The organism is Sphingosinicella sp. BN140058 (genome assembly GCF_004135585.1).
Lineage (GTDB): Bacteria > Pseudomonadota > Alphaproteobacteria > Sphingomonadales > Sphingomonadaceae > Allosphingosinicella.
The window spans coordinates 2,021,221-2,036,291 of the sequence record NZ_CP035501.1; the positions used below are offsets into that span (position 1 = coordinate 2,021,221).

Sequence of the window (15,071 nt, forward strand, 5' to 3'; positions counted from 1 at the left end):
CTGACCCTATGGGAAAGTAGGTTCAGATGGCGAGCACGCATAAAGCGGTACGCCGGCACGGAGGGGGGAAGACATGCGCATGCTTCGAATCGGGACATCTCTGACAGCCTTGGCTCTTGCGGGCGCCGCTTCGGCGACCGTTCCCGACCAGGGAGGGCCGTACAATGTCAGCATTCTCCAGGGCGGCATCGGCGTCGAGCGGGATCTGAAGGCGGCCGAGCCAATGCTCGGCGCCGCGCGGCCGTTCACGATGACTGCCTGGGTGCGTCCCGATGCGGAGCGCAAGGGCGAGATCGTCCTCATCGCCGCCGGCGGCGCGACCGCAGAGGGCTGCCGCTGTCTGCTCGTGAGTGACGGACGCCTCGCCTTCCGCAGCGGCGGGCGTGTGCTGTCCTCGAATGCGGCCGTCCCGTCGGGACGCTGGACCCATGTCGCGGCCTCGTCGGACGGCAGGACGATCGCTCTCTATGTCGATGGCCGCCGCGTCGCCTCCGGAACACTGCCGCAGCCCGGCATCGCCCCCCGCCTGGCGATTGCACCCGCGATCGAGGGCCAGCCGCATTTCGGTGGCAGCCTGGTCGGTGCCACCCTTCACGACGAGGCGCTGGACGCCCCTGCGATCACCGCTGCCGTGCGCGCCCGCCCGCAATTCGAACTCGTGCAGATGTGGAAGGTCGGCGTCGGCTGGGAATGGCAGAAACAGGCGAATACCGGCCTGTGGCGTCAGCAGGATCCCTGGACCCTGCCGCAGAGCAAGGGCGCAACGACGAAGCCGGTCGCAAAGGCGCTCGCGCCCAAGCCGGCCGTCGAGCGGATCGCGGAAGATCGCTGGCAGGTCAACGGCTGGCGGCTGGCGGCCGCGCCGGATGTCAAGGCGGACGGCGCGCAGCTGTCGGCCCCCGCGTTCGACGCGGGCAAGTGGCACGTGGCGACGGTACCCGGAACCGTACTGACCACTCTGGTCGACCGCGGCATCTATCCCGATCCTTATTACGGGCTCAACAACATGGCGATCCCGGAGAGCCTGTCGCGCCAGGATTATTGGTATCGCACCAGCTTCACGATACCGCCCGAAGCAGCGGGCAAGCGTCTGACATTGGTGTTCAACGGTATCAACTACGCCTCGGAAGTCTGGCTGAACGGCCGCAAGCTCGGCGGCACGGTCGGCGCGTTCATCCGCGGCCAGTTCGACATCGTTCCGGCGGCCGGCGAGAATGTGGTGGCCGTTCGCGTGTCGCCGCCGCCGCATCCCGGCATCCCGCACGAGCAATCGATTAAGGGCGGAGTCGGCGAGAATGGCGGTCAGATGGCGATCGATGGCCCGACCTTCGTCGCCACCGAAGGGTGGGACTGGATCCCCGGCATTCGGGATCGCAACACCGGCATCTGGCTGCCCGTCGAGCTTCAGGCCCACGGCGCCATCCGTATCCTGGATCCGCAGGTGATCACCGATCTGCCGCTGCCGCGCACCGACAGCGCCGACGTTCATATCGAAATCCCGATCCGCAACGACGCCGATGCATCGCGGACGGTGACGGTCCGCGCGGCATTCGACGACGTTACCGTCGAGAAGACGATCACCGCGCCCGCCGGGCCATCGAGCGTGCGCTTCACCCCGGCCGAGTTCGCGGCCTTGCGAGTTCGCAATCCGAAATTGTGGTGGCCCAACGGCTATGGCGATCCGGCGCTGCACACCTTGCGGGTTACCGCGCTGGACGGCGGCGCGGCCTCCGACACGAAGGATGTCCGCTTCGGTATTCGCGAGGTCAGCTACGATCTGTCGCTGTTCGACAGCAAGGGCCGATTGCGGCGGGTCAACGTCCAGACCACCGACGGCAAGCTCGACGGCGAGAAGCTGATCGACGTCACCCATGAGGCGATCAAGCAGAGCCCGCGCGGTTTTGCCGAATCGCTGACTCCGGCCGGCGAGAAATCGGCCGGCGTCACCGCGATCGACGAAAGCCTGCCCGAGCCTCACCTCGCCATCCGGGTCAATGGCGTCAAGATCGCGGCACGCGGCGGCAATTGGGGCATGGACGACGCGATGAAGCGCGTCCCCCGCGAGCGGCTCGAACCGTATTTCCGCCTCCAGAAGGAGGCCAACATGAACATCATCCGCAACTGGATGGGGACCAATACCGAACCTCAATTCTACGATCTTGCCGACGAATACGGCATGATGGTGATGAACGATTTCTGGCAATCGACCCAGAATTTCCAGGTCGAGCCGCAGGATCCGCAGCTCTTCCTCGCCAACGCCCGCGACACGATCGCGCGCTACCGCAACCATCCCTCGATCATCCTCTGGTTCGGCCGCAACGAGGGCGTGCCCTATCCGATGCTCAACGAAGGGCTGGACGATGCCGTCGCCGCGCTGGACGGCACGCGCTGGTTCACGGGCAGCTCGAACGTCGTCAACCTTCAGGGCTCCGGGCCCTACAATTACCGGCCGCCGGTCGGCTATTTCACCGATCTCGCCACCGGCTTCTCGGTCGAGACCGGCACCCCGTCCTTGTCCACGATCGAATCGGTGAAGAGCTATGTGCCGCAGGCCGATCTCTGGCCGCTGAGCGACACGCTGGCCTATCATGATTGGCATTTCGCCGGGAACGGCGACACCAAGACGTTCATGCAGGCCCTCGACACGATGTTCGGCCCTGCGACCAGCTTCGAGGATTTCGAGCGCAAGTCGCAGATGATGAACCTCGAGACTCACAAGGCGATGTACGAAGGGTTCCTTGGCCATCTCTGGACCAAGAATAGCGGCCGGCTGCTGTGGATGACCCATCCGGCCTGGCCCTCCAACGCGTGGCAGATTTACAGCTGGGATTACGACACCCACGCCGCTTATTATGGCGCCAAGAAAGCGGCGGAGCCGCTCCACGTGCAGATCAACCTGCCCGACAACGCCCTGGTCGTGCTCAACACCACGCGGGAGGATCGACCCGGCCTCACCGCCACCACCCGCGTCGTCGGCCTCGACAATCGCGAACTGTTCACGCGCACCGACCGGGTCGATGCCAAGGCCAATCGCGCCACCCGGCTGGAGGCCATTCCGCTCGACCCGCTGCTCGCGCAGAACGGCGTCGCTCTGGTCTCCTTGCGCCTCACCGACGCAGGGGGGCAACTCGTGTCGGAGAACTTCTACTGGCGCGGGAAGGACGCGTCCGCTTACCGCGCGCTCAACGCGCTCGCGCCGGCGGGGCTCACCTTGAACGCAGCCGCCGGGGGAGTTGCCGGCAGCGATCGGATCGTCACTGCGACCCTCACCAACACCACCAGCGTCCCTGCCCTGAATGCCAAGCTGACCTTGGTCGACGGCAAGGGCGAGCGAATCCTGCCCGCATTCTACAGCGACAATTACGTCGCCTTGTTGCCAGGCGAGAGCAAGACGATCACCATCCGCTATCCCGCCTCGGTCACCGCACCAACAGGGCTGACCCTGCGCGGCTGGAACGTGGTTCCGCAAACGGTGCAGGCAGGGCAGTAAGTGGCGGCCACGAAACGGGGGAAATCACAGATGAAGACGCGCATCGTCCTTGCAGCCCTGCTCACTGTGGCATCGTCGCCGGCACTCGCCGCCGATCTGCGCCTCGCCTCGCCGAACGGCAGGGTCGAGATCGTCGTCGGCATCAGTGCGCAGCGGCAGCCGACCTATGCCGTCTCGTTCGACGGCAAGCCGGTGATCGCGCCGTCGGGGCTGGGCCTCGATCTCGTGAAGGGCGGGCGCCTCTCCTACGGGCTCTCCGTCACCGGATCGACGCGGCAATCGGTCGACCGCCGCTACACGCTCTTCGCCGGCAAGGCTCGCGACGTGCAGGAGCGCTTCAACGAACTCTCCGTCGACCTCCGGGAGAACGACCCCGGCGCGGCCGGCCGCACACTCCGCATCGTCTTCCGCGCCTATGATGACGGCGCCGCCTTCCGCTACGTCCTGCCGGTTCAGGCGCAGACCGCCGGCACCGACATTGCCGGCGAGATGACTCGCTTCGACTTCCCCAGCGATTACCAATGCTGGGGACTGAACCTGGGCAAGTTCGGATCGAGCCACGAGGGCGAGTTTGATCCCGTCCGCGCCTCGTCGCTGCGCGAACACAATCTCTACGATGCGCCCTTGGTCTGCAGCACCGGAGACGGCGGCACCAGCTTCGCGCTCGCCGAGGCCGACCTCAAACATTATGCCGGCATGTACCTGCAGGGCCGCGGCGACGGCGGCCTCGGCGCCCAGATCAAGCTCTCGCCTCGCCTCGACGATCCTTTGGTAGCGGTGCGCACCCGCATCGGATCGGAAACGCTCTCGCCCTGGCGGGTGGTGATGCTCGCCGACGCTCCGGCCAAGCTGCTGCAGTCCAACCTGATCGCCAGCCTCAATCCCGATCCCGATTTCGACACCGCCTGGATCAAACCGGGCAAATCCGCCTGGGATTGGTGGAACGGGCCGACCGTCGCCGGCGTCAAGACCGCTGGCACCAATGACGAGACGGTCAAACGATTCATCGATTTCGCGGCGTCGTCCGGCCTGCAATACATGCTGATCGACGAGGGCTGGTACATGGGCGCGGGCGGCGGCGGTCTGGTTCGTCCCGGCGTCGACGTCACCAAGTCGATCCCCGAGATCAATCTTCCTGAACTGGTCGACTATGGCCGCAAGCGGGGCGTCGGTCTGTGGCTCTGGCTCAACTGGAAGGCGCTCGATGCCCAGATGGACGAGGCGCTCGCCCTCTACGAGAAGCTCGGCATCAAGGGCATCAAGGTCGATTTCATGGATCGCGACGACCAGGCGATGGTCGACTGGTACCACCGCCTGCTTCGCCGCGCCGCCGACCACAAATTGATGGTCAATCTGCACGGAGCCTATCATCCGACCGGCCTCGCGCGCACCTATCCCCATTACCTCACCCAGGAAGGGGTAATGGGCGCGGAATATAATAAGTGGAGCCGCCGGGTGACGGCGCGCCACAACGTCACTCTGGCCTTCACCCGGCAGTTGCTCGGGCCGATGGACTACACGCCGGGCGGCTTCCGCAATCTGCGTCCGGAAGACTTCACGATTCAGAACGCACCGCCGAATGTGCAGACCACCCGTGGACACGGCCTGGCCATGTACGTCGTCTACGAGAGCCCCTTCTCGGTGGTCGCAGACACGCCGGATGCCTATCGCGGCGAGGCGGGTGTCGACTTCCTCTCCGACGTGCCGGTCAGCTGGGACGAAACACGGGCGATCGCGGGGGCGATCGGCGACTATGTCGTGGTCGCACGTCGAAAGGATCGAGACTGGTATGTCGGCGCGATGACGAACGAGAGCGGGCGCGACGTGACGCTGCCGCTCGATTTCCTAGGGGACGGCAAGTTCGCGCTGACCTCCTGGACCGACGGCGAGGCGCCGACTGCACTCAAGGTCACCCGAACAGCGATCGGCCGTGGCGCACGCCAGCCGCTGACCTTGCGCCTTGCCCCGTCCGGCGGTGCCGCGCTCCGCTTCAAGGCGGAGTAAGGGCACCGCCGCGGCGCGGTGCCTCAGAAGGTCTTGCGCATGGTCAGGCCGTAGGTGCGGGGCTGGCCGATGTTGAAGCCGAGACGGGCGCGCCCGCCGCGCTCGCGATCGAACGAGAGCAGGGCATTCTCGTCGAACAGATTGTGCACGTAGGCAGTCAGGCTCAGGCCGTTCTGCCACTCCACGCCGGCGCTGAGATTGACGAGTTCATAGGCCGGCAGCTTCAGGTCGATGATCGTCGCCTCGTTGCCGGTCGCGCCGCCGAACGGCAGGCCCGAACGGAAGGTCCGCGGATTGTCGACCTGGTCGCTGGGCTGGGTGTAACGGCTGCCGACATGCTGGACCGAAGCGGAGAGGAAAGCCTCGGTTCCGCGCTGATCGATCGGAAAGCTGTAGGTGGAGCTCGCCGCCATCTGGAACCGCGGCACGCTCGGCAGACGGTTGCCCTTCTCGATGCCGCCGATCACATCGCCGGCGCCGCTCAGCACCGTCGAATCGAATTCCGCCTCGAGCAGGCTGCCGATCAACGAGATGTCGAGGCCGCGCACCGGGCGCGCCGACAATTCGAGCTCGACGCCCATCGTGTGCGCCTCGGGCACGTTGAAGACGATGCGTGACGAACAGGAGCCGGCATCGAGGGTCACCTGCAGGTTGCTGATGTCGGTGTAAAAACCGGCGACGTTGAAGGAGACCGGACCAAAGTCGCCCTTTACCCCTGCCTCATAATTCCACAGGGTCTCATCGTCATAATCCTGGAACCCGCCGAAGATCGCCTCGTCCTGCGGCGAGCAGAGGGGCAGGTTCAGGGGATCGTTGACCCCGCCCAGCCGAAAACCCTTCGATGCCTGGAGGTTGAAGCGGATATCCTCGCTCGCCTCGATGCTGACCAGTACGCGCGGGGTGAAGCCGTTGGAACTGGTCTCGTCCGTGCGATTGTCTCCGTTGGCGAAAAGCCCGCCCGACTTGAAGCTGCGTTCTTCCTTGAAATCGTAATAGCGGCCGCCCGCAGTCAGCTCGAACCGTCCGAAATCATAGGTTGCCTCGCCGAACACCGCTTTCTGGGTGATGTCGTAGGACAGCGACGAATTGTAGGGGCTGTCGGCCGGGAAGCCGTTGCGGACCGAAGCCGCCGTTCCCGCGCCAAGCGTCGCATCGGTCGCGGCATCGTAGCCTGGCGTCGGCAGCCGTTGATCATATTGCCGGTCGATGCTGGAATAGAATCCGCCGATCACCCATTGAAACGGGCCGGTGCCGCCCGATGAGAGCCGAACCTCCTGGGTAAATTGCTCGAGCTTGGTGTTGTCGCGAAGGTTGGAGGGCAGCAGCACGGCCGAAGTGGGAAAGCCGAGATCGACCGAGACGCTGCCGCTGAGCGCGCTGGCATCGCGGCTGACCAGGATCGAGCGATCGATGTAGCTGGTAACGGAGGTGAGCACGACTGCGCCCAGATCGGCGCTCGCCGTCAGATCGGCGATGAAGGTGCGGTCGCGAAAGCGCTCCGGCAGCAGCAGATACTGCTCGCGTTCGCCCAAAGTGATCGCCGGCCGGGTCGTGGTGAATGGGTTGGCGAAGAGACTGTACGTCTCCTGCCGGTTGAAGCCGTTCGCTTCCGTGATCTGATAAACGATCCGTGGGGTGAGGCGGATGCCGGCCGATGGCTCCCACATGAGGGCAAGTCGCCCGCCGGTCCGCTTGCCGGTATTCACGTCCTCGTCGACGCCGCCGCCTTCCCGGCGGGCGTTGACGAAGCCGCCATAGCGTGTGGAATAGGCAACGGCACGGACGGCGGCGTTCTCGCCGATCGGGCCGTTGATCATGCCCTTGAGATGACCGCCGAAAGAATCCCCGTCGACGAGATTGGCATTCGCCTCGATCGCAGCTTCAAACGCGTCGGGACTGGGCTGGTTGGTGATGTAGCGGATCGTGCCGCCGACCGAGCCTGAGCCGAACAAGGTGCCTTGTGGGCCGCGCAACGTTTCGACCCGGTTGAGATCGAAGAGGTCGAGATCGGGGGTGAACAGTGACAGCGATATGACGGATTCGTCGAGGTAGACGCCGACCTGTTCCTTGACGCCCGGCTGATCGCGCACGACCTGCCCGGCGGAGACGCCGCGAACCGAGACCTGACTTTGGCCCGGCCCGAGATTCTGCACGGCGAGACCGGCGACGTTGCGCGACAGATCCTCGATCGTCGACGCACCCGAGCGCTGAATGTCTTCCTCGGTCTGCGCGTTGATCGAAAAGGGAACTTCGAGCAACGTCTGCTCGCGTTTGGTGGCGGTGACGATGATCTCCCGCTCTTCCTCGGCAGCAGTTCCGCCAGTCTCCGTTTGGGCGGCGACCGGCTCCGCCAAGATCAGAAAAGCCCCTAGTGAAGTAGTTGCAAACAGAAACGATCTACGAAGCACGCCCAGCGGGGTCCGATACGTCATGGCCCACCTTTCCTCTCTTTGGTGACGCACGGTTATTATGCCGCCGTTACTTGAGACAAGCTGCAGTGCAGCATATCCGGCGGATTGATGCTGGACTGTTGCAGCGAAGTGACATGACAGCGTTGACTTCAATCATCGGCACCGGAATGCTCCGACTTGGTTTCATTTCGGAGGAAATGGCGCGATGGCCGATCTGACCCGCCGGGACACGCTCGAAGCGGGGGCCGCCACGCTCGGCTACGCCCTCGGGGCCCCCGCTGTGCGGGCAGACGCGGCAACCGACGTGATCGTGATCGGCGCCGGCGTTTTCGGCGCCTGGACGGCGCGCGCGCTTCAGGCTGCCGGTCGCAAGGTGCTGCTCCTCGACGCGTGGGCGCCCGCCCATGCCAGGGCTTCGTCCGGCGGAGAATCACGAATGACGCGGGGCAGCTACGGCGCCGACGAGGTCTACACGAGGATGGCGTGGGACTCGCTGGCCGAGTGGCGCGCGCTCTCCGCCCGAGCCGAACTCCCGCTCTTCCACCGGAGCGGCGTGCTGTTCTTTTTTCCGCGCCGGGAGGATTATGCCATCAGGGCGATGGAAGCGCATCGTCGGCTCAAGCTGCCGACCGAGCTGCTCGACCGGAAGGAGATGGCACGCCGTTTTCCGCAGATCGATTTCACCGACATCGAGATCGGTCTCTACGAACCCGAATTCGGCGCGCTGATGGCACGGCGCTCGGTCGAGACTCTCGTCGCAGAATTCGCGGCCGCCGGTGGGCGCTATCGCCGCGCCGCGATCGCGCCGCCGCAGCCCGGCCGCGGACCGCTTGCGCGGATCGTCACGACCGCCGGCGAGTCGATCGCCGCGCCGAATTTCGTCTTCGCCTGCGGGCCGTGGCTGCCCAAGCTCTTCCCCGCTCTGCTCGGTCCCCGGATCTTCCCGACCCGCCAGGAGGTCTTCTTTTTCGCGCCGCCGGCGGGAGACGACCGCTTCTCGGTCGGCCGGCTGCCCAACTGGGCCGATTTCAATGAAGGCGACATCTACTACGGATTCCCGGATCTCGAGGGGCGCGGCATCAAGATCGCGCACGACCGTCACGGGCCGGCGATCGACCCGGACGCAGGCGATCGTACGGCCTCGGAGCATGCCCTGGCTGACGTTCGCCGCTTTCTCGAACGCCGCTTTCCGGCCCTACGGGGCGCTCCGCTGAACGAAGCGCGTGTCTGCCAATATGAAAACAGCGCCAACGGCGACCTGCTGATCGATTTCCACCCGGACCGGCCGAACCTGCTCCTCGTCGGCGCGGGCTCGGGCCATGGCTTCAAGCACGGACCGGCGGTCGGACGCTATGCCGCCTCCCTGCTGCTCGATCCGGACTTCGCGCCAGAGCCCCGCTTCTCGCTCGCCAGCAAGGGCCTCCGCCAGCAACGCGCAGTCCACTGAGGCCGATCAGATCGTCAGGCCGGCGGGGCTGGCCTCCTCCTCGTCGGTGGGAGCAACGGCGGCAACGCTGCCCTCTGCCCAGCGATCGGCGAGGCAGCGGGCAAGCGCCGTCATCGCCACGCGCCCACCTTCCAGCGGCAGGGTATCGACGCTCTCGCCATCCTGGCGGATGCGCATTCCATCGGCAGTCGAGAACGCATCGAGAAAGCCGTTGCCGGCGTTGCCGCCCGGCTCGAGCGTGAAGAACAGGCCAGGACCGTCCTGATCGATCTCACGACGCGCGATCGCTTCGACCGGAAGCGTGCGCACCCCCAGGAAATCAAGCTTGAGATCGTAATTGTCGCCGTCGCGAAGGGCGTCCCATTCGCGGTTCTGCAGCAGGAAGGCGAGTTTCTCCTCCCCGGCGAAACCCCAGACCGACAACATCGTGCCCTGCGGCGACGTCGCCTGCACCATGCAGCCGTTGGGCATGGCGGCCAGCGCCCAATCGCCCATTTCTTCGTTCTGCGCCAACGCCGCGCCGCAAGGAGCCGCGAGGAGAAATGCAGCAATCATAGTCCGGAACATGCTGGGCTCCTTCAAGCCCCACCCGCATCAAATCCCGTTGCACCGCAGAACAGACCCGGCGGGCTTTTGTTGCAGCGAACCGCTCTTATTTGCCGCCCGTCGCGCTCGCTCCCGTGCGCCGGACCTTCACTCCGGATTGAAAACGTAGCCGGCGCCGCGCACCGTCTTCAGGCATTCGGGCTTGGACGGATCGATCTCGATCTTGCGCCGGATCCTGGTGATGCGGGTGTCGATCGAACGATCGAACGCCTCCATCTCCTTGCTGTGCGCCAGATCGAGCAGCTGGTCGCGGCTCAGCACGCGCCGCGGGTGCTCGGCGAAGCATTTCAGCAGATCGAACTCCATGGCGGTCAGCGGCACTTCGCTGCCGTCCGCCTCATAGAGCTTGCGGGCATCGAGATTGAGGCGGCATTTGCCCATCTGGATCTCGCGGCCCATGGTCGCGGGCGCCTCGCCGCCGCGGTTGGCGCGGCGCAACACCGAGCGGACACGGGCAAGCAGCTCGCGCGGGTTGAACGGCTTGGTGACGTAATCGTCGGCGCCGATCTCCAGGCCGATGATCCGATCGACATCGTCGCTCTTCGCGGTGAGCATGATGATCCCGGCCTCGCCCGAGGCCCTGATCTCGCGCGCCAGGGTAAGGCCGTCATCGCCCGGCATGTTGATGTCGAGCAGGGCAAGATCGATCGGGCGCACACCCATGATCTCGCGCAACGCCGCGCCGCCATCCGCTTCGCTTACGGAAAGGCCGTTGCGCCGCAGATATTCCGCAACAGTCGAACGGACATCCTCGTCGTCGTCGACCACGACCACATGCGCGGGGCCGCTCATGCGTCGGCCAGCGCGGTGACGAGGCAGCGGACGCCGGCCCGGGTAAACGGCTTTTCCAGAACCGGACGTCCGCTGGTGCGCAGGAACTCGTCCATCGACGCACCCAGCGTGTCGCCGGTGACGAACGCGATCCGCGACAGCAGCTGCGGGCGGATCTCGCGCAGGCGCTCGAACATCTCCGGCCCGCTCACCCCCGGCATGCGCAAGTCCGAGAGAACGATGTCGAAATCGCCGTGATCGAGCGCCATCAGCGCGGCCGCACCGTCCGAGACGACGGTCACGTCGAAGCCCTCACGCTCGAGCAGTTCCCGAATGGTTTCGGCGATGTCGGCCTCATCGTCGACCACCAGAGCGGTCCGCCGGATTTCGGCAACGGCATAAGCCGGTGCCAGAGGCTCGGCGACGGTCTGCGGGGGCGGGGGATCGGAGGCCGGAAGTTCGATCCGGAAGGTCGCGCCGCGCGAACTGGGCAGGACCTTGAGCGTGCCGCCATGGGCTTCGACGATGCCGTGCGAGAAGGACAGGCCGACGCCGGTGCCGGAGCCTTGCGGCTTGGTGGTGAAGAAGGGCTCGAAGATCCGGCCGGCGAGATCGGCCGGGACACCCGGCCCATTGTCGATGATGTCGATGACGATCCTGCCATGTTCGTTCAAACGGGTACGGATGACGAGGCGCTTGTCGAGCACCTCGCCCTCTTCGAGCGCCTGCTGCGCATTGATGATCAGGTTGACGAGCACCTGGTGAAGCTGATCGCGGTCGCCGCGGATCGGCGGCAGATTCGGCGCGCACTCCGTCACCGCCGTGACTCCCCCGGTCCTCAGGCCATATTCGGCAAGCTGAAGTGCGGCCGAGACGAGATCGTTGGGATCGACGGGATTGCGTTGCGGTTCGCGCCGCCGGGCCATCGCCAGGAAGGTCTGGACGATGCGTGCGCAGCGGTCGGCGGCGGCACTGATCTTCTTGGCCCGCGCCTCGAAAACGGTGCCGCGGCTGTCCTCTTCCAGCATTTCGGCCTGGCCGACGATCGCAGCCAGCGGATTGTTGAGCTCGTGGCTGACTCCCGCGAGGAGCGATCCCAGCGCCGCCAGTTTCTCGGACTGGTGGAGCGCCTCTCGCGATCGTGCCAGTTCGACCTCGTTGCGCTTGCGATCGGTGATGTCGAGATGAATGCCGCTCAGCGTGTGGACAATTCCATCCTCGCCGCGGATTGCCCGCCCGATCGACTGAACCCATTTGACGTCGCCGTTGGGCCACACCAGCCGATGCTCGAAATTGACCGAATCGTTGGGGAAATCATCGCGATACGGCTTCAGCACGACGTCCCAATCGTCGGGATGGATATATTGCCGCATCATCCTGGCGTTGAGGTTGAGCTCCCGTCCGACCCCCCATAGATCCCGCGAGCGATCCGAATACCAGGTGTCGCCGTTGCGCGGGTCCACCGTCCAGATGCCCAGCTCGGCACCTTCCACGGCCATTTCCAGCTGGTCCCGGGTCCGCGCGAGCGCCTCCTCCGCATCCTTGCGGTCGGTGATGTCGAGATGGATGCCATGCACCGAGACGGCGTTGCCGTCCTCGTCGCGGATCGCGGCGCCGAGCGAGTAGATCCAGCGGATCGATCCGTCGGGGCAGCGAACACGATATTCCGCTTCGACGCGGTCGCGATCCCGGAAGCCGTTGAGATAGGGATCGGAGATCTCGTCCCAATAATCCGGCAGGACCGCGGCCTGGATCACATCCGTGGTCATCTCCGTTTCCGGCGGCAGGCCGTACATCTGCTTCGAGCGATCCGAATACCAGGTGCGCTGCGTCGCGAGCTCGAACGTCCAGGTGCCCAATTTGGCGCCTTCCACCGCAAGCTCCAGCCGGCGGCGCGATTCCTGCAGCGCCTCGTCGTGCGACTGCTCGGGGGAAAGATCGCGCAGGGTGCAGATGAATCTCTTGGCGCCGGCGATCTCGAGCCCGGTGATGGTGACTTCGAGCGGCAAGGTGCCGCCGGCTTTCACCTTCCCTTCGACATGCGCGCGAATCGCTCCGGGGGCGCTGCCCTCGTCCTGGATGAAGCGCAGCAAATGCTGCTGCTCGTCCACGCGATCGGGATCGGCAACGATGAAGCTGGTGATGTTCCGCCCCAGCATTTCGTCGCGCGCATAACCGAATGCCGCTACGGCAGCCGGGTTGAACGCAAGGATCGTCCCGCGCGCATCGATCATCACGATCGCGTTCAATGAAGATTCGATCACCGTGGCCAGTGCGCACGGCATCTCGACGTCCCGATCCACTTACTTCTCCCCCAAGAAGCGCCTGCGCGGCGTCTATAGCATGCTCCGTCTCCGGGGGCAGCACCAAGTGTAACAATCGAAACACAAAAGCCGGTTGCGCGGCATGGCGCTGCAACAGGTCGGGCTCAGAGGACCGTCACCAGCCGGAGAGGCTGCGTCACGAAGGAGAAAGCCATGTACATGTCGCAAAAGGCGAGCCTTCGCCTCCTCCTGGTTGCCGCGGCCATGCTCGGTTGCTGCGCCACCGTCCTCAGCGGCACCCTGACGGCGCTCAGCCTCGGTGCCGCCGGCTGACCAGCCGGGACGGACGGCCCTATCGTCCAGACACACTACAAGACGCTCCGCCGCCAGAGAGCCGCGGACGTAAAGGGAGTTTCATCGTGAAGAAGTATCTCGCCGTTCTCGCCACCGCCACCGCCTTCGGGATTGTCGCCACGCCGGCGTCTGCCGAAGGGTTCCGCGCGGAAATCCACGGCGGCTGGGACCATGTCTCCGCCGACGACCAGGGCGAGAGCGGGCTCAGCTACGGCATCGGCCTCGGCTACGACCTTCCGGTCGGCGAGCGCGCTACCGTCGGCCTCGATCTCAGCGCCGATCTCAGCAGCGTCGACGAGTGCGAGACCAGCGTCCTCCTCGCCAACGATCGCGCCTGCCTCGACGCCGGCCGCGATCTCGCGGCCGCAGTCCGCGTCGGCTACAAGGTTAGCGATCAAGGCACGCTCTATGCCCTTGCCGGCTACACCAACGCCCGCGTCAAGTTCGCTTATACGACGCCGGCCGGAGCAACCACCAGCGACGGCGCCAATCTCGACGGCTTCCGCCTCGGTGCCGGTTATCAGCACGATCTCGGCGAGAAGGTCTATGGCAAGGTCGAGTATCGCTATTCGAATTACGAAGCCGACGTCACCCGCCACCAAGTCCTGTTCGGTGTCGGCGTGAAGTTCTGAAGAGCGCGCCGGACCACGGTCCGGCGGCATCGATCTTTTCCCGCACGCGTGCGGGATGCTGCGGCTCCGGCGAACGTCCCCTCGCCGGAGCCGCTTTCTTGTGTGTCCGCCAGCCGCTCAGCGATGGCCGCCGTGGCCGCTATTCTGGCCACCGGTGCGGCTGTCCTCGTTACGGTTCTCGCGCTGCTTCTTGTCGCCGCCCTCGTCCTTGTTCTGCCACTGGTCGAAGTCGCCCTTCTTCTTGTTGTCGGTCATCGTCTCTCTCCTTCTTGCGGGCGAGAGGCACAACCGGCAGCTCAGGCGTTCGTATCCCTGGCCAGGATCTCCTCGGCAACGCGGTGCGTGCGCGCATTGTCGACATCGATGGCAAGCCGGCCGTCGTCCATCACCAGCGGCCTCAGCCGTACGCCGAAGCGCCGCGAGAAATGCCGGAACATGCCGTCCACCGTGACAAGCCGGAAGAGATACAGGAACAAAGCGGTGAGGCCGAGCGCCCGCACCGCGTCCTTCTTGCGCTTGGCGAACTGGCCGCCGTAGCGGAAGCTCTCGGTGGCCGCGAGTGCGCGGTCGCTGCCGAGCCAGAACAGATTGCAGTTCGAATAGGCGCCGCCGCGAAAGCGGTAGAAGCGGCGCTGGCCGTCTGGATGGGCGGCCATGATGTCGCCCCGCTCGGCGAGCATGACGATCGTGTCCGCCTGTCCCTTCGCGCCTTCGGCGACGATCGCCCGCATTCCCTCTGGTGTCATCAGCACGTTGTCTGCGGTGGTGATGAGCAGCGGGAAGCCGGTCACGCGGCTAGCCGCAACGATGCTGTCGACGATGTGATGCTGCGCCTCGATGACGGTCAGCCGTCCTTGCGCATGCAGTCGGCTGACGCTCGGCTCCTCGGCGATGACCGAGAAGTCCTCGACGGAGACGAACAGCGGTGCATCTACGAACGTTTCGGCGGCAATGCGCAACACGCGCCCGACCATCGCTTCGCCGCGCACCGGAACCAGCGCCTTGTGGGTCACTCCCGTCGCGGCGGCGAGCGGATCGAGGGTCGACGACCGCCGGCCGGCGAGAACCAGGATGCTGGGCGGCTGGGTCACC

The 15,071-nt window shown here is 65.5% G+C and carries 10 protein-coding genes; 4 read left to right on the forward strand and 6 right to left on the reverse strand.

All coding sequences use genetic code 11. From position 1 onward, the window contains the following. Window positions 1–73: 73 nt before the first annotated feature. Together ETR14_RS09125 and ETR14_RS09130 are read left to right on the forward strand one after the other, a co-directional pair. Entirely contained in the window at window positions 74–3,490 is a 3,417-nt protein-coding gene (locus ETR14_RS09125) for a LamG-like jellyroll fold domain-containing protein (RefSeq protein WP_206186005.1), read from the forward strand. A 30-nt stretch (window positions 3,491–3,520) separates the two neighbouring features. Next, window positions 3,521–5,494 (forward strand): glycoside hydrolase family 97 protein, encoded by a 1,974-nt coding sequence (locus ETR14_RS09130; protein WP_129384323.1) that lies wholly within the window; start codon window positions 3,521–3,523, stop codon window positions 5,492–5,494. Window positions 5,495–5,517: 23 nt separating this feature from the next. Here the strand turns inward: ETR14_RS09130 and ETR14_RS09135 are convergent, their stop codons facing one another. Next, window positions 5,518–7,926, reverse strand: a complete 2,409-nt coding sequence (locus tag ETR14_RS09135; RefSeq protein WP_129391604.1) for a TonB-dependent receptor — start codon at window positions 7,924–7,926, stop codon at window positions 5,518–5,520. Window positions 7,927–8,110: 184 nt separating this feature from the next. Here ETR14_RS09135 and ETR14_RS09140 point away from each other — a divergent pair, with 184 nt between their 5' ends. Beyond that, window positions 8,111–9,352 carry an FAD-dependent oxidoreductase gene (locus ETR14_RS09140; protein ID WP_129384324.1) on the forward strand — a complete coding sequence of 414 codons (1,242 nt, stop codon included), beginning with the start codon at window positions 8,111–8,113 and terminating at the stop codon, window positions 9,350–9,352. 6 nt (window positions 9,353–9,358) lie between these two features. Here ETR14_RS09140 and ETR14_RS09145 read toward each other — a convergent pair whose 3' ends face one another. The 3 genes from ETR14_RS09145 to ETR14_RS09155 all read right to left on the reverse strand — a co-directional run bounded on the left by ETR14_RS09145 (window position 9,359) and on the right by ETR14_RS09155 (window position 13,032). After that, a complete protein-coding gene (locus tag ETR14_RS09145; protein ID WP_129384325.1) occupies window positions 9,359–9,919 on the reverse strand; it encodes a hypothetical protein in 561 nt (186 codons plus the stop codon). Between the two features lie 126 nt (window positions 9,920–10,045). Further along, window positions 10,046–10,750 carry a response regulator gene (locus ETR14_RS09150; protein WP_129384326.1) on the reverse strand — a complete coding sequence of 235 codons (705 nt, stop codon included), beginning with the start codon at window positions 10,748–10,750 and terminating at the stop codon, window positions 10,046–10,048. Beyond that, the gene (locus tag ETR14_RS09155) at window positions 10,747–13,032 is read right to left on the reverse strand and encodes a PAS domain S-box protein (RefSeq protein ID WP_129384327.1); all 2,286 of its coding nucleotides are present in this window, start codon (window positions 13,030–13,032) and stop codon (window positions 10,747–10,749) included. The genes ETR14_RS09150 and ETR14_RS09155 overlap by 4 nt, the downstream gene beginning before the upstream one ends. 380 nt (window positions 13,033–13,412) lie before the next feature. On the opposite strand from ETR14_RS09155, the gene ETR14_RS29135 reads away from it, so the two are divergent. Then, a complete protein-coding gene (locus tag ETR14_RS29135; protein WP_243455833.1) occupies window positions 13,413–13,979 on the forward strand; it encodes an outer membrane protein in 567 nt (188 codons plus the stop codon). 117 nt (window positions 13,980–14,096) lie between these two features. Here ETR14_RS29135 and ETR14_RS28310 read toward each other — a convergent pair whose 3' ends face one another. Together ETR14_RS28310 and ETR14_RS09165 are read right to left on the reverse strand one after the other, a co-directional pair. Beyond that, window positions 14,097–14,234: a hypothetical protein gene (locus ETR14_RS28310; RefSeq protein WP_165356388.1), complete on the reverse strand. Its 138-nt coding sequence runs from the start codon at window positions 14,232–14,234 to the stop codon at window positions 14,097–14,099. 41 nt (window positions 14,235–14,275) lie between these two features. Then, complete coding sequence (locus ETR14_RS09165) at window positions 14,276–15,070, reverse strand: NTP transferase domain-containing protein (protein WP_165356389.1); 795 nt, start codon at window positions 15,068–15,070, stop codon at window positions 14,276–14,278. Window position 15,071 lies beyond the last annotated feature (1 nt).

Excerpts from the sequence above, each read along its gene's own strand:
- ETR14_RS09125 (WP_206186005.1), top strand. The coding sequence starts at position 74 with ATGCGCATGCTTCGAATCGGGACATCTCTGACAGCCTTGGCTCTTGCG.
- ETR14_RS09135 (WP_129391604.1), bottom strand. The coding sequence starts at position 7,926 with ATGACGTATCGGACCCCGCTGGGCGTGCTTCGTAGATCGTTTCTGTTT.
- ETR14_RS09140 (WP_129384324.1), top strand. The coding sequence starts at position 8,111 with ATGGCCGATCTGACCCGCCGGGACACGCTCGAAGCGGGGGCCGCCACG.
- ETR14_RS09130 (WP_129384323.1), top strand. The coding sequence starts at position 3,521 with ATGAAGACGCGCATCGTCCTTGCAGCCCTGCTCACTGTGGCATCGTCG.
- ETR14_RS09145 (WP_129384325.1), bottom strand. The coding sequence starts at position 9,919 with ATGTTCCGGACTATGATTGCTGCATTTCTCCTCGCGGCTCCTTGCGGC.
- ETR14_RS09150 (WP_129384326.1), bottom strand. The coding sequence starts at position 10,750 with ATGAGCGGCCCCGCGCATGTGGTCGTGGTCGACGACGACGAGGATGTC.
- ETR14_RS28310 (WP_165356388.1), bottom strand. The coding sequence starts at position 14,234 with ATGACCGACAACAAGAAGAAGGGCGACTTCGACCAGTGGCAGAACAAG.